Annotated in this window: 21 protein-coding genes; 6 read left to right on the top strand and 15 right to left on the bottom strand. The window is 66.7% G+C overall.

Annotated elements, in window-relative coordinates:
* Nucleotides 1–3: 3 nt before the first annotated feature.
* Genes ACFLIM_RS19640 through ACFLIM_RS19595 form a run of 10 tightly spaced genes read right to left on the bottom strand, consistent with a single transcriptional unit; the run spans nucleotide 4 to nucleotide 6,746 of the window.
* Nucleotides 4–423, bottom strand: a complete 420-nt coding sequence (locus ACFLIM_RS19640; RefSeq protein ID WP_393167397.1) for a TadE/TadG family type IV pilus assembly protein — start codon at nucleotides 421–423, stop codon at nucleotides 4–6.
* Nucleotides 420–815: a TadE family protein gene (locus ACFLIM_RS19635; protein ID WP_393167396.1), complete on the bottom strand. Its 396-nt coding sequence runs from the start codon at nucleotides 813–815 to the stop codon at nucleotides 420–422. Before ACFLIM_RS19635 ends, ACFLIM_RS19640 begins: the two co-directional genes overlap by 4 nt.
* An 11-nt stretch (nucleotides 816–826) precedes the next feature.
* Nucleotides 827–1,039 (bottom strand): hypothetical protein, encoded by a 213-nt coding sequence (locus ACFLIM_RS19630; RefSeq protein ID WP_393167394.1) that lies wholly within the window; start codon nucleotides 1,037–1,039, stop codon nucleotides 827–829.
* 14 nt (nucleotides 1,040–1,053) lie between these two features.
* Nucleotides 1,054–1,893 (bottom strand): hypothetical protein, encoded by an 840-nt coding sequence (locus tag ACFLIM_RS19625; protein ID WP_393167392.1) that lies wholly within the window; start codon nucleotides 1,891–1,893, stop codon nucleotides 1,054–1,056.
* The gene (locus ACFLIM_RS19620; RefSeq protein ID WP_393167390.1) at nucleotides 1,890–2,762 is read right to left on the bottom strand and encodes a type II secretion system F family protein; all 873 of its coding nucleotides are present in this window, start codon (nucleotides 2,760–2,762) and stop codon (nucleotides 1,890–1,892) included. The genes ACFLIM_RS19625 and ACFLIM_RS19620 overlap by 4 nt, the downstream gene beginning before the upstream one ends.
* The gene (locus ACFLIM_RS19615; RefSeq protein WP_393167388.1) at nucleotides 2,759–4,132 is read right to left on the bottom strand and encodes a CpaF family protein; all 1,374 of its coding nucleotides are present in this window, start codon (nucleotides 4,130–4,132) and stop codon (nucleotides 2,759–2,761) included. The genes ACFLIM_RS19620 and ACFLIM_RS19615 overlap by 4 nt, the downstream gene beginning before the upstream one ends.
* Nucleotides 4,129–4,890, bottom strand: coding sequence for a hypothetical protein (locus ACFLIM_RS19610; RefSeq protein WP_393167387.1), 762 nt, complete (start codon nucleotides 4,888–4,890; stop codon nucleotides 4,129–4,131). Before ACFLIM_RS19610 ends, ACFLIM_RS19615 begins: the two co-directional genes overlap by 4 nt.
* Entirely contained in the window at nucleotides 4,891–5,574 is a 684-nt protein-coding gene (locus ACFLIM_RS19605; protein WP_393167385.1) for an SAF domain-containing protein, read from the bottom strand. It abuts the gene before it with no gap.
* Complete coding sequence (locus ACFLIM_RS19600; protein WP_393167383.1) at nucleotides 5,575–6,366, bottom strand: hypothetical protein; 792 nt, start codon at nucleotides 6,364–6,366, stop codon at nucleotides 5,575–5,577.
* The gene (locus ACFLIM_RS19595) at nucleotides 6,345–6,746 is read right to left on the bottom strand and encodes a hypothetical protein (RefSeq protein ID WP_393167381.1); all 402 of its coding nucleotides are present in this window, start codon (nucleotides 6,744–6,746) and stop codon (nucleotides 6,345–6,347) included. Before ACFLIM_RS19595 ends, ACFLIM_RS19600 begins: the two co-directional genes overlap by 22 nt.
* 1,428 nt (nucleotides 6,747–8,174) lie before the next feature.
* On the opposite strand from ACFLIM_RS19595, the gene ACFLIM_RS19590 reads away from it, so the two are divergent.
* From ACFLIM_RS19590 to ACFLIM_RS19580, 3 genes are all read left to right on the top strand, one after another.
* Nucleotides 8,175–8,525, top strand: a complete 351-nt coding sequence (locus tag ACFLIM_RS19590; protein WP_393167380.1) for a hypothetical protein — start codon at nucleotides 8,175–8,177, stop codon at nucleotides 8,523–8,525.
* A gap of 37 nt (nucleotides 8,526–8,562) precedes the next feature.
* Entirely contained in the window at nucleotides 8,563–8,883 is a 321-nt protein-coding gene (locus ACFLIM_RS19585; protein ID WP_393167821.1) for an ASCH domain-containing protein, read from the top strand.
* 511 nt (nucleotides 8,884–9,394) lie between these two features.
* Nucleotides 9,395–9,871: a hypothetical protein gene (locus ACFLIM_RS19580; RefSeq protein WP_393167378.1), complete on the top strand. Its 477-nt coding sequence runs from the start codon at nucleotides 9,395–9,397 to the stop codon at nucleotides 9,869–9,871.
* A 742-nt stretch (nucleotides 9,872–10,613) separates the two neighbouring features.
* Here the strand turns inward: ACFLIM_RS19580 and ACFLIM_RS19575 are convergent.
* Together ACFLIM_RS19575 and ACFLIM_RS19570 are read right to left on the bottom strand one after the other, a co-directional pair.
* Nucleotides 10,614–11,543, bottom strand: a complete 930-nt coding sequence (locus tag ACFLIM_RS19575; protein ID WP_393167376.1) for a hypothetical protein — start codon at nucleotides 11,541–11,543, stop codon at nucleotides 10,614–10,616.
* Nucleotides 11,540–11,809: a hypothetical protein gene (locus ACFLIM_RS19570; protein ID WP_393167374.1), complete on the bottom strand. Its 270-nt coding sequence runs from the start codon at nucleotides 11,807–11,809 to the stop codon at nucleotides 11,540–11,542. The genes ACFLIM_RS19575 and ACFLIM_RS19570 overlap by 4 nt, the downstream gene beginning before the upstream one ends.
* Before the next feature lie 726 nt (nucleotides 11,810–12,535).
* Here ACFLIM_RS19570 and ACFLIM_RS19565 point away from each other — a divergent pair.
* Nucleotides 12,536–12,844, top strand: a complete 309-nt coding sequence (locus ACFLIM_RS19565; RefSeq protein WP_393167372.1) for a helix-turn-helix domain-containing protein — start codon at nucleotides 12,536–12,538, stop codon at nucleotides 12,842–12,844.
* Between the two features lie 294 nt (nucleotides 12,845–13,138).
* On the opposite strand, the gene ACFLIM_RS19560 is transcribed toward ACFLIM_RS19565, so the two are convergent.
* Nucleotides 13,139–13,621: a hypothetical protein gene (locus ACFLIM_RS19560; protein WP_393167370.1), complete on the bottom strand. Its 483-nt coding sequence runs from the start codon at nucleotides 13,619–13,621 to the stop codon at nucleotides 13,139–13,141.
* Nucleotides 13,622–14,024: 403 nt separating this feature from the next.
* On the opposite strand from ACFLIM_RS19560, the gene ACFLIM_RS19555 reads away from it, so the two are divergent.
* Nucleotides 14,025–14,402, top strand: a complete 378-nt coding sequence (locus tag ACFLIM_RS19555) for a VOC family protein (RefSeq protein WP_393167368.1) — start codon at nucleotides 14,025–14,027, stop codon at nucleotides 14,400–14,402.
* Nucleotides 14,403–14,677: 275 nt separating this feature from the next.
* On the top strand, nucleotides 14,678–16,003 hold the full coding sequence (locus tag ACFLIM_RS19550) for an IS701 family transposase (RefSeq protein WP_393167366.1): 1,326 nt from the start codon (nucleotides 14,678–14,680) through the stop codon (nucleotides 16,001–16,003).
* A 33-nt stretch (nucleotides 16,004–16,036) separates the two neighbouring features.
* Here ACFLIM_RS19550 and ACFLIM_RS19545 read toward each other — a convergent pair whose 3' ends face one another.
* Both ACFLIM_RS19545 and ltrA read right to left on the bottom strand, forming a co-directional pair.
* Complete coding sequence (locus ACFLIM_RS19545; RefSeq protein WP_393167364.1) at nucleotides 16,037–16,243, bottom strand: hypothetical protein; 207 nt, start codon at nucleotides 16,241–16,243, stop codon at nucleotides 16,037–16,039.
* Between the two features lie 318 nt (nucleotides 16,244–16,561).
* On the bottom strand, nucleotides 16,562–17,827 hold the full coding sequence (ltrA, locus tag ACFLIM_RS19540; RefSeq protein WP_393167362.1) for a group II intron reverse transcriptase/maturase: 1,266 nt from the start codon (nucleotides 17,825–17,827) through the stop codon (nucleotides 16,562–16,564).
* Nucleotides 17,828–18,037: the final 210 nt, after the last annotated feature.

Below are 18,037 nucleotides of genomic sequence, written 5' to 3'. Positions count from 1 at the left end.
GCCTCACCTCCGTCTTTCGCGGTAGGGATCCAATGGGCTGGTGGAGGTGGCACGCCGCTCCATAGCTCCCGGCAGTCCTGGGAAGGCGAGGTCCGCCAGTGGCACGGTGCAGGAAACCGTCGCCGACACATCAGCCGGGGAGCCAACCGGACGGCTGAAGCCTTTCGCGTTCACCTCCACCGTGACCGCCGCGCAGTTCGCGCCTTGGCTCTTCAGAGATTCATGGGCGCTGGTTTCGGCGTTGGTGCTGGCCGCGGCGGCGGTATGGGCGATGGATGCCTGGCGGGCGGCATCTCGGGCGGCGGCCTCCACGGCGGCACTGGCCACGGTGATCCGGCCGGCGGCGACGCCGAGCAGGATGACCAGCACGATGGCCGTGAGGGCGAGGATGGCCTCCACGGTGACACTGCCCTGCTCGTTCATGTCGTCCGCTCGGGTGTGGTGAAGCGTTCGACGGGGCCAGCCGCTTCCTCGGAGACCTCGATGGAGGGTAGGAACGGCACCAGGGACAGGGATTGGCCGCGCACGGTGATCCGGATGGTGGTGGCGTCGCCGGTGCTGGCCGTGCTGATCGAGGTCAGGAAACCGCTGGCGGTCTGCTCGGCGTAGCGCTTGGCCACGCCCGCGCCCGAGTCCTGGGATCCGCCGTACGCTCGTGCGGCCCGGACGCCTTGCTGGGCGGCGGCGAGCGCGACCGACTGGGCGAAGAACTGCAGGCACAGCTGCATGCAGGCCAAGATGGCGAGCATGATGACGGGCAGGGCGATCACCGTCTCCGCGGTGACGCTGCCCCGAGCGGCACGGAAGGTGTGCACCGGTCCCCTGCCTAGAGGTTGATCGTGTTCGCCTTGTCGACGATCTTGGCGGTGACGATGCCCATGACAGTGACCGCGACCAGCACGAGCGCGGCGATGATGATCATTGCTTCGGCGGACATGGCACCCTTTTCCGGGTCTTTGCGGGCGCGTTCGAGGCGGTCCCGGAGCAGCGCGGTGACGGCTTTCCAGTAGGCGGTCTCGGGTGGCAGGAGTTTGGGCACGGGTGTCCCCCTTTTCAGCTCATGATGCGGTAGATGGCGGGAAAGCAGACGAGCCCCAGGAAGCCGAAGATCGACAAGCCGATGGCGATGGGCATTTCGCTGGTACGGCTGTTGGCCTGGGCGCGGGCGTCGGCCAGCGCGGCGGTGCGCATGGACTGGGCCTTGGCCAGCAGCGTGGACAGCACGCGGGTGCCTTCGGAGCCGGCGTCTTCGGCGATGTCGGCCAGTTCGGTGAGCTGGGGGATGCCGACCCGTTCGCCGAGCGTGCCGAGGCCGCGCCAGGGCTGTTCGCCGGCGCGTTTGGCGTGCTGGAGTACCTGGGCGATCTGGCTGAACACCCATCCGGTGCAGATATCCACAGGGGCCTGCAGGGCCTGGGGAGGACCTGCGCCGGCGGCGCGTTCCAGGGCGACCATGTCCAGGTAGGTTGCCAGGGCGGCGCGGAACTCGCGGCGGCGTTCGTGGGCCTGGCGGCGGGCGCTGATGTCAGGGATCAGCGCGAACAGCACTGCGAGAATGACGGCGGCACCCGTGGGGATGGCCCAGGGTAGGGGGAATCCGGCGAAAGTGCAGAGCAGGCTGAGCGGCACTGGGAACAGCAGTCCGATCAACAGGAAACCGATGCGCTGGAGGGTGAAGCGTTCCACGCTGATGCCCAGCAGCGCCAGATCGTCGCGCGGGATCGGCAACCGGGCCAGCCTCAGCCTGATCCAGTCGCCACGTACCGGGGCAGGACGCCCGTCCAGGCGAGCGAGCGCGGCATCCAGCCGGGGCGGGCCGGGCATCAGCTCGTGCGTCACGATCAGCAGCCCGAGAGTGATCAGCGCTCCGGACGCCATGGCCAGCACGTTCATCGCTTCGTCCCAGCGTCGTTGTTGTTGAGGAAGCGGTGCCCGGGCGCGGCGGTCCCAAGTCGGTGGAGCCAGACCAGCGTTCCCGCGTAGAAGAGCGCCACGATGGCCAAGACGACCTGGCCAAGCGGAGTGCCGAAGGGCGCGACGTACGACTTCTGGAAGACGGCCAGGGCACTGAACAGGACGAGGATGGCGATGATCCAGCGCACGGTGGTGCGGTGTTCGGCGCGGGCCGCCTCCACCTCCCGGCGGTCGGAGACGTCCTTGGCCACCAGCTCGGCGAGCTGCTGGAGTACGGCGCTGGCGCCTTTCCCCCGACGGCGGGCGACCAGGATGAGGGCGGCGGCGATGCGGTCCCCGATGGGATCGTCCAGTTCGTCGGCGAACAGTCGCAACGCCTCCTCGGTCGGCATCCGGGTGACACAAAGCCGCCGGGCCAGTGTGGTGACCGGGGCGGCGATGGCCGGTGGGACGTTGCGGGCCGCGCTGTGCTCCAGCGCCTGTTCCAGAGCCCTGCCTGCGACGAGCAGGTCCGCCAGGCGGCGGGTCCACAGTTCCAGAGCCTCCAGCTTGCGGATGCGCTCGGCGGCTGCCTTGCCGGTCATTGCTTTGGGCAGCGTGAACACGGCCGCCCCGGCGGCGACAGCCGCGACTGGCCAGCCGGTGAACGCATGCACCGCCACCGACACCGCCAGAGCCAAGGCGATCAGCCGATAGTGCGCCAGAAGTGTCCTGCCGAGGCCGGCCCAGCGAGAGGGCGGGCGGACAGGTTGTTCATCATCGGGGGCGCGCAGGGCCGCGATGATGCTCAGCGTGCCGCCCAAAATCATGGCGGCGCTGAACCCGCCCAGCAGGGAGAGGGTGTTCATCGGATTTCCCAGCGCGCGGTGAACGGATCGAGTTGGGCAGGATCGAAGCCGACCGCCTTCAGCCGGGGCAGGCACTGTGGGGTGATGTCCGGTACGGCCCTGCCACCTGGCCCGGTCGGCCGGTAGAGATGGTTGCGGCTGGGCAGCTCGCTGTCGGCCGGGGGCAGGACCTCGAGGACCTCGGAGACGAACCGGGTGTTGGTCGCCGGATCCAGTCGCAGGTGGACGACCAGGTCGATGGTTTCGCCAGTGTTGAGGTGGATGACGGCCGGCGGGGTCTGGGCACCGACGCCGCGCGTCCACAGCATGACGATCCTGTTGAAGATCTCCTCGGTGCCGTCGGCATGGATGGTGCACATGGAGCCGGGATGGCCGGTGTTCATCGCTTCGAACATCGGCACGATCTCGTCGGCCCGCACCTCGCCCACGATGATCCGCTTGATGTTCTTGCGCAGGGAGTGCGGGATCAGGTCGTTCAGCCCGATGGTGCCGGCGCCCTCGGAGTTGGCCTGGCGTACCTGGAAGGCGATCACGTTCTGGTGGCGGTGCGTGAGTCGGTCGAGGAAGAGCTCGTAGTCCGACTCCAGCGTGGCCAGCCGCTCGGCCGGGTCAATCACCGAGGCCAGAGCGCGCAGCAGTGTCGTCTTGCCTGCTGCGGTGCCGCCGGTGATGACGATGTTCAGCCGGGCCAGGACGGCGGCGCGCAGGAAGGCGTACAGGCTGCGGTTGATGGTGCCGAGCTTGACCAGGTCATCGAGGGTGACGTCGACGAGGCGGTGGCAGCGGATGCTGGCGCACGGACGGCGGGTGACGGCCATGGTGGCGCTGAGCCGTACCCCCACACCGTCGTCGCCGTCGCCCGGCTGCAGCGCGGTGTTGAGCAGTGGATTCGCGGCGGAGAACTCGCGCGGGTTGTAGCTCTTGTGCAGAGCCCACATCTGGATCATCTTGATCAGGTCGTCGTCGCTGGTGGCGATGGCAGGGCCGCGTCTGCAGCTGCCGTCGTTGTAGGTGATCCACACCTGGTCGCATCCGTTGAGGTCGATGCTCTCCACCCGACGATCGTTGAGGTACGGCGTGAGCACGCCCAGCTCGAATCGTTCGTCGATCACGGCGTCGACGAGCCGGCGCTGCGTCGCGAAGCTGACCGGGACACCTGCGGCGACCTGGTCCTGCGACCACTGCTGGACCCGCGCCTGGATGACCTGGCGTGCCTCGTCACGGTCCTCGGTGTCCTTGAGGTCGTCCGCGACCGCGGTCGTGATGGCGAGCACCGCGTCGCGAAACGTCTGGCCGTTGTCCGGAGGTGTCGGCGGCTGCGACATGAGGACGGGGTCGATCGGCGTCTGCGGCGGCCACGAACGGCTCATTGGGTCACCACCTCTGCCTGGGCAAGGTGGTTTCTCATGGCAGCGCCCATCTGGGAGGTGCCGCGTATCAGCGCGGAGCGATGAAAGGACTTCTTGGCACGGTTGCCGTCGGAGAGCACCGCGGCGGATTTCGGGTCGTACGGGATCCATGCCAGCACGGGCAGCTCGAAGAGTGCTCCGCTGATCTCCTTGAGAGAGTAGGGACCGTTGCCGATCACGCACAGTCCGACAGCGACATCGCCACCGATGTGACGGCCCAGCGCATCCAGACGCGGGCGCGCCTGAGCGACATGCTTCAGTGTGGGATGCACCAGCATGACCGCCAGATCACAAGCCGTGATGAGGCTGGTGGGGGTATCGGATCGGCCGATCTGGCCGACGTCCACCACCACGTCGGCAGTGCTCTGCGCCGCCTTGAGAATCCCCGCGATGATGTCCCAGGCGCCGTCGAGCTGCACCAGATGCCGAGGATCGCGCAGGCCGGGCAGCAGCAGCCAGTTGCGGGCGTCGTGATCGAGCGCGATGACGTGCCGCCACAGAATGCCCGGATCCGGGTTGTGGGCGGCGGCCAGCGTCAGCTCCAGCAAGCCGCACTCGTGCTGGTCCATACTTCCGGCCAGGAACCCGCGTAGGACATCACCACCTTGGGGATCGCATTCAGCCAGCAATGCCCGCCCTTCCCAGGCGTAGGTGAGAGCCAGCGCGGTGGTGGTGACTCCGGGCGACCCACCTGGGCTCATCAGCGCGTACATCGCCATTCACGGTCTCCTCGGAATGAGCGCCAAGGCGACCTGACCGTCGGCGGCCAGCGGAGCCAGTTTGGGGCCATCGCTCTTGTTCACCAGGACGTCCACCACCATGAGCCCGTCGTTGTCCGGCCCCTTCACCTGGTCCACCACGGCCTCGATGGCGCCCGACGACGCCTGGGCCTCGGGTACGGCCTGCCCCTCAGGTCTCGGCACGACGAGGAGCCGATCGCCCGGCCGCAGCCCGCGCGCCGGAAGACGACTCGGCTTGACCGCGATCGGGATGAGCTGCTGATCTGCCTGCGGCGTGACCTGGTCGGTGACCATCCTGGGCTGGACGAGCATGCCGCGCATTAGATCGACGGCCGCCCGCATGCCGATCACCTGTCGCAGGTCCTCGCCTCGCACGGTCGCCACATTCTGATCCCCGTCCACCATGGCGGTGGAGACGTTCTCGGCGGTGAGAGGCTGTCCGAACGCGACATCCCGGGTCATGACGAGGACCGATTCGCGATCACTCAGCCGGTTGACCGTGTGGACGGCCATCGCCGTACCGCCGAGGACGACGAGTGCGCCCAGCACCAACGAACTGCGCCTACGCTGACGCGGCTGCGCCAGCAGCTTGGGCACCTGCGCCGGCGGAACCTCACCGTTGGACGACTGACCGGGCGCCGCGGGCTGAATCTTGCGCGCCATTCACGAACTCCTTCCAACCAGCGCGGGGGCCTGCCCGATCCGCAGCGGGAACGTCGTCGAGGTGGTGATCGGCGCGAGCGGGCCACCGGCACCACCCGAGCCGGTCCAGTTGGCGGACCAGACCGTCGAAAATTTCACCTGGTACTGCGACTTGGGAAGCCCGGCACTGGACTCGGTGAAGACGTGCGTGCACTCGATGTTCTGATCGTCTGGCGACTTCGCCGGGTCGTACGGCACGCCGGGTCCCGGGCAGCTGAGTGTCGCCTGGCCTGCGCCGGGCTGGATGGTCAACTTGGTCGGGGCTGCGGTGACCTCCGCCCAGACCGGACCTGCCGTGACCTTCTTGCTGATGGGATGCCATTGGCCTGGCTCGGCCCAGAAGAACTGCCGCAGGCCCACGTACCCGTTCTTGCCCCGAGGCGGAGCGGTGACGATCTTTGGTGTAGGCGGTGTGAGCAGCCGCAGTGCCTGCTCCATGAGCATCTCGGGGGTAACCGCTGGGGCCGCCCGATCTCCAGGCACAACGGCGTTGAAGACGTTGCGCTGACCGTCCGGCCCGGTGTCGCACTGGACGTAGCTGATCTGCCCTGGCCCGCCAATGCCGTGGCAGTCGCCGAAGCCTCCACTTGTCCCTCTTCCGGCGGCGCCTGCGGCGCCTGGTTCGGTCTGCCTGTGGACGCCGTAGGTGACCCAATCCCCGCCCATGCGGGTGGCCCCGTTGTCCTCGGTCGGGGGTCCGTAAGCGCCTGCCAGCAGGGCGAGAAGCGAACTCATCGCGATGGCAACGTGCATGTCGCCCCCTTCATGCTCAGTCCCGTCAGCCGCCACCGCCCGTCCTGGGAGCGTTCCAAAATTGCCGTGACGGTCGTCGTGGTCTTGGCGTCTGCAGTCTCGGGAATGAGCCGGTGTGTACGCCGGTCGGCTATGGCCGCTTTGGACATGTCCAGACAATCGGTGACCTCGGCGTAGTTACCGCCCACACGGACTTCCTTGATGCGCGGAATTGCCTGGCCGTAAGGCTCGCGCCCTTGCTTGACCATGTCTCGGACGCCGTCGACGAGATGGTCAAGATAGCCACCTTTCACGTACGGCTTCAGCAACTCCCGCGCCTGGTCAGGCGACGATCTACCCGCCTCGGCCAGAACGGGCCAGTAGGCCGAATAAGTGTCCACGATCAGATCGTGGGGCGTGGTCGGGGAAGGCTTGGGCGTGGATGCCGCAGTGGATGCGGTGGGCGGTGTTCGCGGTGGCAAGCTCGTTGGGGCGGCCGCTTGGCATGCCGTCACCCCCATCGGCACGAATAGGAGCGCCAGGGCACGACCACGAATCACCACAACCATCCCCATCTTGACTCCAAGCGATTACTCGAATTCGAAGAGTAGCGTAGGGTTTCAACAAAGCCCTCATCAAGGCCGTGAGCAGCAGATTCTCCAGAACGTGATCAGATCCACCCGGCCCATGGAAAGACTGGAGCGATTCGCACCGATCACTCCCAGTTTGCTTATCGGCAAGCAGAGACGACGCCATGGGCGCGGAAATGGGACCTGCACGAGCACCGGTCGAGGGGGACAATCGAAGACGGCGACGACACGTCACGTGACGTTTCTCCGAAAGTTCGTAGGTGACGATGATGGGATGGCCTGCACGCATCCGAGCCGAGCGTCAGGCGCGCGACTGGGACGTGCACAGCACGGCCCGCCGTCTACGGGAGGCCGCCGGGAACGAACCCTTCCCCGATCACGCCTCGCTCGTCCGGCCCATCCGCCGCTGGGAGTCCGGCGAGGTCACCACGATGACCGAGCGCTACCGGCTGCTCTACAGCCGCATCTTCTCCCGCGACGTGCGAATGCTGTTCGACGAACGAGAGAACAATAAGGAGGAAAGCCACCAGTCCGAATCGCGAGAGGAGGACGAACCCACGAACCGACGCGACGCCCTCAAACTGGGCCTGGCCGCCGGTCGGCCAGGTGCTGGGCGAGGCCGCCGACGAGGCTCTGGAGTTCACCCGTCGCGCGAACACCTCCGCCGTCGGCCGCGGGACGCTGGATCATCTCCACGCCGTGGTCTGCGATATCTCGGGAAGCTACTCGCGCCGCCCTCCGGCGGACCTGTTCACCGTGGCCCGCCTCTACCGGCGCAAAGTGGATCAGCTCATCGCCGGCCCGCACACCCTCAAGGAACAGCGGGAGTTGTTCGTCTACGCCGGATGGCTGTCGGAGATTCTGGCCTGGCTCGCCCACGACCTGGGCGACCCGCTGACCGGCGAGGCGTACGCCCATCGACTGCTTCGAGCACGCCGACCAGGCTGGGCACGACGAGCTGTGCGCCTGGGCCGCCGACGCCATGGCCTCCATCGCCCTGCACGCTGGCCAGCCCGCCCGAGCGGTCTCCGCTGCGCTGCGCGGCCTCGTCCACGTCCCCGTCGATCATCCGCTCGCGGTACGGCTGCACGCCCAAGCATCGCGCGGCCACGCCCGGGTCGGCAACCGCGACGACTTCCACGCCAGCCACCAGCAGGCCCACCGCCTGTGGAACGCCCTGCCTAGCCGCACCCCACCCGCCCCGACGGCACCGACACCGGCCCACTGTCCGCCTATGCGATGACCACTTACACCGCCTCGTCCTTGATCTGGCTCGGCGACTACGAACAAGCCCGCCACCACGCCGAGAGGGCGACCGAAGCACACGACGCGACACCGATCGGCAAACGATCTCTCAGCCGAGAGGCGATCGCCCACCTGGATCTCGGTATCGCGCTAGCCTTCCTCGGCTCTGCCAAGGAGGCGGTGACACTCGGCCTGCAGGCGTTGTCCTCGCCGCGGTTGGTCGCCTTCGTACAAGCACGGGCGGCCGACCTGAACACCGCCCTTGCGATTCAGCATCCCGGAACGAGCCACGCGGCGGAATTCGAGTCGGCGCTGGCTGCCACGCAGGTAGGAGCGGCCCCGTGAGCGAGCGTAAGGACATCCCGCCCGGCGGGAACTCCATATCCGCAAGCTGTACTTCGACCTCATCGCCTCAGGCGTCAAGACGGTGGAGGTGCGGGTGGGGTACGCGAGCATGCGCAAGATCCAGCCTGGCCAGGACCTCGACTTCCTCTCCGGGAATGAGCGGCTACGGACCCGGGTCACGCGAGTGAGCGAGTACGTCTCCTTCGAGGACATGCTCCAGCATGAGGACCCGATCGCCATCGGCGGCGACCTCGGCAAAAGCACCGACGAGTTGCTCGCGATGATCCGAAACATCTACCCAGCAGAGAAAGAACGCCTCGGTGTCCTCGCCATCGGGATCGAGACACCCGGGCAATAAACCGTCAGCAGAACCCACGCGCCACGGAGGACACCCACCAGGCCAGGTCGTGTCCCTGCCTGTCCGACATTGCCATCCTGCTTTATCCCAAGGTCAGCGGCTTGGCTGGGGGGATGAATCCTTCACTGCGCACCCCTAGGCCATGCACTGCATCCATGGCGGGGGAACTCCCTGCAGAACCACATCCACAAGCCGACGACACCGAACTATCCCTGGACGACGATGAGCACCGCGGACCCGCGACGGTAAACGTCTGGTTCGACTGCCTCCCCGAAAGGGCTTCGACGGCGGCCCCTCAGACGACGGCACAACCGACGGCCCTCCTCACAGCGCTCAAGGCTGAGGGAGACTCCGGTCGGCTCACCCGATGTATCGGCCCACGCGGCGAAGGTGTGATGCCGCCTCAGCGGCAACGCGCGGCTCGTCCTCTGTCATGGCCGGGCTTGCCGCCTGGCGGGGCTATGGGAGAGGCGCCGTCGTGAGACACCCCCGGGAGAGGGGAAGCCGGGTCGTGATCGATCAGTTGGAGCACAGTCCAGCGGAGACACGCAGATACGCCGACTACCTGTTGGGCCGTCAAGGGGTGGTGGTCGAACTGCTGCGCCTCGGCTCGATAGCCCTGGTCAAGCTCGACGGCGACCTCTACGACCTGCCCCTGGGCTGCCGACGCTGGGCTGTACATTGGGACGATCTCGACATCCTTGAGCACAAAGCAAATGACGCCGAGAAAGTGGAGATCTCCTACCGGGTGGGCCTGTTAACTGTCGGCCACCGGACTGTGCAACATGCGGTTGGGCTTGACCAGCACACGATCGAACGCGACCAGCATGCCTTCGCACTGGACGAATACGCCATCCAGGTGGGCCCTCGAAGGGCTCTGTGTGGACAACAGGTTCATCCCCTTCCAGTGTGCGGTTGGTCCCTGCGATTCACGCCCACAGCAACCGGAGCCTGCGGCACCTGCGTGGAGCTGACGCTGAAACCTTGATCGCAACAGACAGGGCGGAGCAATGCGGGAAGCCCCCTTCCAGGTGAAGGGAGCACTTCCGAACCCGCATCGCTCCGCTCACGAGCGGGCGGCAACGCGGTCGATGCTCCCCGTCGGGCCAAGGTCGAGCGCCCGCGTTGCCGCCCACTCTCCACCCCTCGACGTCCAAGTGCGACCCCTTCCCTGCCACAATCTCGTCGGGTCTGTAAAGAGAACGGTACAGTCCCCCATCCCGCTGGTGCTCTCGTGATTGTCGCCGCGCCAGCCAGCCAGCGCGCCGACGATGCGGCCGATGCGACACTCCGCTGCCTCGCGACGACCCCCGCGGTCTGCCTCGGCTCTGGTGCTCGGACGCGTGCCGAGTATGGGCCTACCGAGAACGCCGAAAGCAACGCCAGAAGGCAGATGAGAGAACAGCAGCCGAGCCACGATCACTCAAACTTCGATGAGAATCGCTCAATTTCCGCTGCGACAGAACAGTGGCGGCCTGCTCCGGCCCGTGAGCGGCGAGCGGTCGGGTGTCCGGTGACAACGAAGTCGGCCGGATGCCATCGATTCCGGCCCGTTCGATGTCTTGAGGCACTGCTGGAGGCGTTCTCCCAAGTCACGCCCTACCTACGCGTCACCCAAGTTGGCCCGACCCACATGCCGTGAGGCTCATTCGACACGATCAACGTCCCGAGCGCGTGCCACTCAAACAGGCCCGTGCAGGTCAGAGCGTCGAAGCGGGCCGTGTTGGATGTCACCGGACATCGGGGCGCTCTGTTGGGATCTGAAGGATGTCGGCGGATGTGTCGGGGTCATCTGGGGGCTGGTGGGTGTGGCGCCATTGGTCGAGGAAGTGGTCGAGGACCAGGCCGAGCGCCAGTTGTGGGAAAGAGCCGGGAACCGAGCGGGTGCGGGCGGCGACGGTGAGGGTGGCGCTGTAGCCGTACTCGGGTGGGCCGTTGCCAGCCGAGTGGTGCCAGCCCGCGGTGATCTCGGTGGAGGCGATCAGTTCGCCGGTGGAGCGGCGAGTTCGGGGCGGGCGGGCGAAGACCGGGGCGGCCGTGGTGTCGATGCCGACGTCGCCGCCAAATCCTGCCAGGTAGCCGCGGCCTTTGCTCCAGCGGGCCGGGGTGAGCACGAGCGCGGTGACGAGGTCTTGCAGCAGGTCCCGCTTGCGGGCGTGGTCGGGGTCGTCGTCTTGCCAGGCGGTGGCGAGCAGGTCGGCCTGCGCTTGGGGCAGGCGGGTGCGGCGGTTGTGGCGGGCCGGATCGAGCAAGCTGGTGAGCCGGTCGAAGGCGCGGTAGAAACGCCGGTTGTCGGCCAGGCAGGCGTGCGGATCGTCGGCAGGTGGCCGGTCGGCGTCCAGTCCCAAATGTTCACGGGCGGTCGGGGACAGGCAGAAGGCGGCCAGCCGCCAGGCTTCGGCCAGCGTGGCCTTGCCGCTGTAGTGGATCGAGACCATCAGACAGACGAGCACCGCCCGGATCGGCACTCCCGCCGGTCCTGCGCGTGGGCCGAGCTCGACGTCGATCAACGGCATGATGCCGGAGTCGTCCAACAGTCGGGCGTAGTGGCTGGTGACGGCGTCGGGGATCTGCGGGGTCTGCTTGGTGGGAGGCCGGGGCCGGGTGGCTCGGGCTCGGGTGGTGCGCGGCGGCCAGGCGCGTGGCTTCGCCGCACTCACATGGCGCGGCCGCGCAGCAGCGCGACCGCGGTGGGCTCGTCCAAAGCGGGGACGAAATGCTGGTAGCGGGCCAGCGCGGAGGTGCTCATCCCGGCCGCGGCGGCCACCACGCCCAGATCGATCCTCGCGCTCAGCAACTCGACGATCCACGAGGAGCGCAGCCGGCGCACCGACAGCGCGGGCAGACCGCCGGTCGGCCGGTGACGAGCCGTCCAGGAACTGAACAGGTTCTTGGCGTGCCGGGCGGCGCGCCTGGGCCGGAACACAAACCGGTCGCCCGGCTGGTCGGCGGCGTTGAACCAGGACGTCCTCCCAGGCGGCGCGGCAGACGATCAACCGCTGCGTGTCGGGGACGGTGACCACGATCGCGCCGGAGCCCAGGCGGCGCAGATGTTCGGTGCGGACGGCGGCCACCTCCCCGGAGGTCAGACCACAGCCGAAGGCGAGTGCAATCAACGCCAGCGCGTCGCCTCTGGCCTGGCCGGGCAGGCGTTCGGCCCAGCCGCGCAGGTGGCCGAGTTGGGCCGGCGAGTATGGCGGGCTGACCTTCTTGGGGGCCTTCATCGGCGGCGGCGCCTGTTCACCGCGTTCCAGCCAGGCCAGCGTGGCGCGCATGTGCCGCAGCCAGCTGCGGTAGGTCTGCGCCGAACTCGGGGCCAGGTCAGTGCAGCCGGTCAGGACGAACGCGTCGATCGTCTCATGCCGCAACCACACTTCCGGGTCATCCGGCAGACCGGAGCGGTGACACCACACGGCCAGGCGGGTGGTTGCGGTGAGCAGCCGTTCCACCCGGTAGGGGGAGCGGTCGGCGCTGGCAGCGACCAGCATGCGCACATGCCCGCAGATGCGTTCCCACTCCGGCGGAGCATGCTGCGGCCGGTAGCTGGTGATCCTTGCCGAGGTCGCGGGATCGAGGGTCACACCCCACCCATAGCGGCAGGACAGCAGCCGTTACGCAGAGCGACGACATCCACCGAAAGGAGTGCTTTGTCATGGTCGGAGGACGCGCGCGCTCGGCCGCCCCCCGGGACCTGGCCGAGGATCCGCAGGCCTGGCCCCACGCTAACCTGGCCAGCCATCCCGCCGCCGCCGTCGTCCAGGCCATCGCCGCCACCCTGGCCGGCATCCTGGCCGAACGCCGCCTGAGCCTGCGCGGCCTGGCCGCCGCCTCCGGCGTCAACCGCCAGTCCATCGCCGACCTGCTGGCCGGGCGGTCCTGGCCAGACGTGGCCACCATCGCCCTGCTGGAGACCACGCTCGCTGCCCGGCTGTGGCCGGACAACTCCTCGGCGCCCCGATGACGGTGCCGGGCGCCGTGATGACATGGACGGCATGATCGAGCCTTCCCTCCCGCCACCCCAGACAACCCGGACATCCGGGCAGAAGCAGCCGTCATTTGGCTCGACAGCCTCCAAGCGATCACCTATCGCGTTACGCTCAGAAGGCGCGAGCCTTCAAAGAGTTAGGTCTTGGTGGGTCTTCACGCAACCCGGTGCCGTCGAGCTGCAACTCGGCGGCACCACTGTTTGACCCGGTCGCCAGACCGGCAAGCCGTACTCAGCTCGTGGCGGCGCTCCCTTCGCCGGCGAACCCGTTCACCCCAGCCGCGATCGTGAACAGGCCCTGCTCGTGCTCGGCCAGCCAGCCATCGTCCACCAGCCGCTTGAGCCGCGGCGCATCCCCTCCACCTGGCCGCGGACATCCTGCTGACCCAGCGCCCGCACCACATCCCGCGCCCGCAGCGGCTTGTCGCAGCTGGCCAGCAACACCACCGCGTCCTTGCGCAGCCCCCGCAGAGCCGGACGCTCCTGAGGAACCTCCGTGTGCCCGGCGGGTTCCAGGCCGCTGCGGCCTGCATCCTGATTGCCTTCGGCGGCATCGCCGGGCTTCGCGTCGGCCGGCTCGTCGGCCGCCTCCAGCGCGGTCAACTCCTCGCGTGCGATGGACAGCCGTTCCAGGCGACGCTGCGCCACGGCCAGCTGCTCCTGCAGCTCTTCCATCTGCCCGGACAGCTCAGCGCATTGCTGCCGCGCGGATTCTTCGGCCCGCTCCAGCTTTGTCAGCAGCGACGTCACCATCGCCTCCCTCGCAGCAGTCCCCAGACCACCGCCATCACTCACCGCATGGCTGCAACTCCACACTGTAGGCGGCAATGGCATCGCTGACCCTGAAGACTGCAAGATCCCTCAACGAAACCGCTCGAGAACGACGATCCCGCCAACCGCCCGGAAACGATCACCGCCGAGGTCATCGTTCACGCCGACGCGATCCGGAAAGCGACCGCATTCCACACAGCAACTTGGCGGGCCGTTGACAGCAAAGGTGGGCCGAGCCTTCATGGTTGCCGATTCCCCCGGATCAAGGGACCGCAAGTGACCTCGGCCTCGTCTTATCGCTGCAGACCAGGCGATGGTGATCCGGATCGCCAGCTCGTAAGGTTGCCGAGCGGGTACCGCTTCCAAAAGCCGAAAGGGGACATAAATGGCGGTATTACGGGAGATCGTGTTTCATTGTAAGCGGCCGTCTGCGATGGCCCGGTTCTGGGCACAAGCGCTAGACGGATACGAGATACGACCATACGACGAGGCGGAGATCGAACGGCTCGCCAGCCTGGGCCGAACGCCCGAGACCGACCCCAACGTGGCCGTCGACGGCCCCGGGCCAATTTTGTTCTTCAGTGAAGTCCCTGAGACTGGAAACCCCGGCAACCACATCCATCTCGATCTCATCGCCGCTGATCGGTCGGCTGAAGTCGAACGGCTGATCTCGCAAGGCGCATCGATGGTGCGCGAGTTCGACTCCTGGACGATCATGCGAGACCCGGAGGGCAACGAATTCTGCGTCGCTGACCCCCGCTGAGGTCACAAGCCGGAACAGCCAGAGGGAAACGATCATCCCTCGGGCGGTCGGGTAGCCGGGAGGGATCTCACCTCCCGGCTCCCACAGATCCGTACGTAAACCTCTCGATTTATACGGCTCTTGTCACCCCTCGTGTTTCGCAGTTTTCTTTGATCGTCGTGCATGTGGCGAGGGGGATGTTTCCGCGTGCCTTCGCTGGTCTGCGGGGCGGACGTGGAGATGCCGGAGGAGCATCGGCGGTGTCTGTAACACCCTGGTAGAAGGTGAATCCGCCGATGCTCCCCGATGGCACGTTACCCTCGCTGGCTGCGCTGCTGACGGTGTTCCGGTCCTGTTTCACCGCACCGGGTCACCGCTCGTTCGCCGCTCTGGTGGTGGGGTTGATCGCGCAGACGCGGCGCCGCACGGTGTGCGGGATGCTGCTGGGCGCCGGCTTGGAACGGGTGTGGCATCACTGCCGCGCACACCGCTTCTTCTCCACCGCCCGCTGGCGCACCGACACTGTCGGGCTGGCGTTGTGCGATCTGATCGTGGCCCGGCTGCTGCCGCCGGGCTCGGCGCTCACCGTGGTGGTCGATGACACCCTGTTCAAACGGTCGGGCAAGAAAGTGTTCGGCGTCGCCTGGCATCACGACGGCGCAGCCAAGGGGCCCAAGCCGATCGGGTTCGGCAACTGCTGGGTGATCGCCGGGATCATCGTGCAGCTGCCGTTCCTGTCCCGGCCGCTCTGCCTGCCGGTGCTGGCCCGGCTATGGCGTCCCGGACGCACCGGCAAGATCGCGTTCGCCCGGGAGATGGTCGAGGCGATCGCCGCCCGCTACCCCACCCGGATGGTGCACGCCGTCGGCGATGCCGCCTACGCCGGTGAACATCTACGCGGCCTGCATGACGCGATCACCTGGACCAGCCGGCTGAAGGTCACCTCAGTCCTGCACGCCCTGCCTCCGCCCAGAACCGGCAAGTCCGGACGGCCCCGCACCAAAGGCGCCCGGCTCGGCACCCCGGCCGACCTGGCCGCCGCCGGCGCCTGGCGCACCACCCGGGTGCGCCGCTACGGACGCACCGACACCGTGCACCTATCCGAGACGGTGTGCCTGTGGTACGGCCCCTTCCGCACCCAGAGCATCCGGGTGATCCTGGTCCGCGATGCCCTGCCCCGTACCCGCGACGGCGACAACCGCGGCTACGGCCTGCCCCTGATCACCACCGACCTACTCTCACCCGCCGAAGATCTCATCGCCCGCTACGCCGCCCGCTGGTGCATCGAGGTCGCCTTCTTCGACGCCCGCCAGAGCCTGGGCGTCGGCCAGGCCCGCAACCGCACCCGACTCGCGGTGGAACGCACCGTGCCGTTCGGCATGATCTGTCTCAGTCTGACCATTCTGTGGTACGCCATGAGCGGCCACAGCCCCGCCGACACCGCCGAACGCCGGGCACGCTCACGGTGGTACACCACCAAGACCGAACCGTCCTTCGAAGACATGGTGATCAAGCTCCGCCGCGTCATCATCGCCGAACGTTTTCGGCCCCGAGCCCCCTACCAGGCCACACCCGAAGAAACCCAGGCCGTCCTGGCAGCCTGGGCAGCAGCCGAAACATGATCACCCACAAGTGCGAAACACGAGTCACCCTGGTCACCAGACGGCGGGCATGGTGACGATCCAACGCCAGTGCGCGAACAGCCTTGGGTACTGCTTGGTGACCCTCAGCCACGCCTGGTGGGCCTTCTTTCTCGCCCGCAGCCGTTTGTACTTCGAGCGGACCCAGCGCATCAGATAGGCGTTGATGCGCGTCAGGAGCCGGTACAGCTTCGACCGGTAGAACCGGCCGTAGTACCGCATCCAGCCGCGACGATCGGGTTGATCGCCTTGGCGAGCTCTTGCTCAGTGAGATTGACCCGCTGGTGCAGCCGCCATCCACGAACGACGGCACCGAGCCTTTTGAGGGCGTCATTGCTGATCGCAGGCAGGAAGTTAAGAAACCGCCTCCCGTACTTGTCCTGCGCCTGCCTCGGCTGGAACGTGAACCCCAGGAACGTGAACGCGACATGTTCGTACGAGCCACGCCGTGATTGGTCCTTGCAGTGTCGGGTAGCCCGGGGGAATCGCACCCCCGGGCTCCCACAGAACGGAGCGTGACGGTCTCCCGTCACTCCGCTCTTACCATCCAGTCGGGTGGAATCGGTGCGTCCAGGCCCAGTGCGCAAACAGTCCGGAGTCCCGTTGGGTGACCCCTTTCCACCAGGCTTTGAGCCGTTTGAACCCACGCAGCCGCTTGTACTTCTTCCGGGCCCAGCGCATCAGGTAGGTATTGATGCGCTTAAGAAGGGGATCCATCTCGGTTCGGTAGTACCGTCCCCAGTAGGTCATCCAACCTCGCACGATCGGATTGATCGCTGCCGCGAGGTCTTCCAGAGTGTCGTTAGGTCTCCTGTGCAGTCGCCAGCCGCGGACTTCCCTGCCTTTCTCGACCAGCTTCTCCCGGCTCATCGCGGGCTGAAACGACGTGAAACGCACGCCCCTTCGCTTGTTCCGCGCCCTGCGGGGACGGAAGGTATAACCCAAGAACGTGAACCAGACATTAGGATAATCCCCTCGCCTGTTGCTGTCCTTGCAGTAGACTATCCGGGTCTTGTCCGGGTGCAGTTGCAGCCCGACCTCGACCATCCGCTGGCCAATCGCATCGCGCAGCATTTTCGCCTGCGGCAGGTCTGCACAGTGGACCACCGCATCATCCACGTATCTCTCGAACCGGACGGCCGGAAAGTTCCTTGCCATCCACATGTCGAACGCATAGTGGAGGAATAGGTTGGCTAACACGGGAGAAACAGCCGAGCCTTGCGGCGTTCCTTTCTCCCGCTCATGCAGGGATCCATCGGGATGCTGTATCGGCGCAACAAGCCAGCGCTTTACATACAGCACCACCCATGGTTGGTCGGTGTTCGTCTCGACCGCCTTGACCATGAGGGAGTGGTCCACGCTGTCGAAGAATTTCTGGATGTCCAAATCGACTGCCCAGTCGTACTCCCAGCAGCGTTGCCGACATGTTCCCACCGCATCCAACGCGGACCGTCTCGGCCGATAGCCATAGGAGTCGGGATGGAATTTAGGTTCCACCCGTTTCTCCAGTTCCATGGCTACCACTGTCTGCGCGATTCTGTCCGCTACGGTGGGCACGCCGAGGACCCTTACCCCGCCATGCGATTTCGGTATCTCCACCGCCAGCACCGGGGGTGGGAAGTAACTTCCCGAGGACATCCGATTCCATATCCGGTAGAGGTTGTTCTCCAGATCAGCCTCAAAGTCCTCAATCGAGCACCCATCCACACCTGGCGCTCCCCTATTGGCCTTGACTCTCTGATATGCCTCCCACACGAGCCACTTCGAAATACTGAACGGCTTTTCCATCGACTTCGGCTCGCCCACTCGATCCCTCCCAGAAACCTCTGGTTGCCCGAACGAACATCACCAGGACAGTCCGGCTCCTTCGCTCCACCCCCATTACAGGAGGTCGGGTAGCCGGGAGGAACCTCCCCTCCCGGCTCCCACAGATCCGTGCGTAAACCTCTCGACTTACACGGCTCTTGTCATCCTGGTCCCCAGGCACCCGAGACCCATTTCCAGTGAGCAAACATG

This window comes from Nonomuraea marmarensis, assembly GCF_043197025.1.
In the GTDB taxonomy this organism is placed as follows: domain Bacteria; phylum Actinomycetota; class Actinomycetes; order Streptosporangiales; family Streptosporangiaceae; genus Nonomuraea; species Nonomuraea marmarensis.
This window is presented reverse-complemented; position numbering and strand designations above follow the sequence as displayed.

Bases quoted from the DNA above. Each gene is read 5' to 3' on its own strand.
- ACFLIM_RS19640 (WP_393167397.1), bottom strand. From the start codon at position 423: ATGAACGAGCAGGGCAGTGTCACCGTGGAGGCCATCCTCGCCCTCACG.
- ACFLIM_RS19625 (WP_393167392.1), bottom strand. From the start codon at position 1,893: ATGAACGTGCTGGCCATGGCGTCCGGAGCGCTGATCACTCTCGGGCTG.
- ACFLIM_RS19620 (WP_393167390.1), bottom strand. From the start codon at position 2,762: ATGAACACCCTCTCCCTGCTGGGCGGGTTCAGCGCCGCCATGATTTTG.
- ACFLIM_RS19615 (WP_393167388.1), bottom strand. From the start codon at position 4,132: ATGAGCCGTTCGTGGCCGCCGCAGACGCCGATCGACCCCGTCCTCATG.
- ACFLIM_RS19610 (WP_393167387.1), bottom strand. From the start codon at position 4,890: ATGGCGATGTACGCGCTGATGAGCCCAGGTGGGTCGCCCGGAGTCACC.
- ACFLIM_RS19605 (WP_393167385.1), bottom strand. From the start codon at position 5,574: ATGGCGCGCAAGATTCAGCCCGCGGCGCCCGGTCAGTCGTCCAACGGT.
- ACFLIM_RS19600 (WP_393167383.1), bottom strand. From the start codon at position 6,366: ATGCACGTTGCCATCGCGATGAGTTCGCTTCTCGCCCTGCTGGCAGGC.
- ACFLIM_RS19590 (WP_393167380.1), top strand. From the start codon at position 8,175: ATGACCACTTACACCGCCTCGTCCTTGATCTGGCTCGGCGACTACGAA.
- ACFLIM_RS19565 (WP_393167372.1), top strand. From the start codon at position 12,536: ATGGTCGGAGGACGCGCGCGCTCGGCCGCCCCCCGGGACCTGGCCGAG.
- ACFLIM_RS19560 (WP_393167370.1), bottom strand. From the start codon at position 13,621: ATGGTGACGTCGCTGCTGACAAAGCTGGAGCGGGCCGAAGAATCCGCG.
- ACFLIM_RS19555 (WP_393167368.1), top strand. From the start codon at position 14,025: ATGGCGGTATTACGGGAGATCGTGTTTCATTGTAAGCGGCCGTCTGCG.
- ACFLIM_RS19550 (WP_393167366.1), top strand. From the start codon at position 14,678: ATGCTCCCCGATGGCACGTTACCCTCGCTGGCTGCGCTGCTGACGGTG.
- ACFLIM_RS19545 (WP_393167364.1), bottom strand. From the start codon at position 16,243: ATGCGGTACTACGGCCGGTTCTACCGGTCGAAGCTGTACCGGCTCCTG.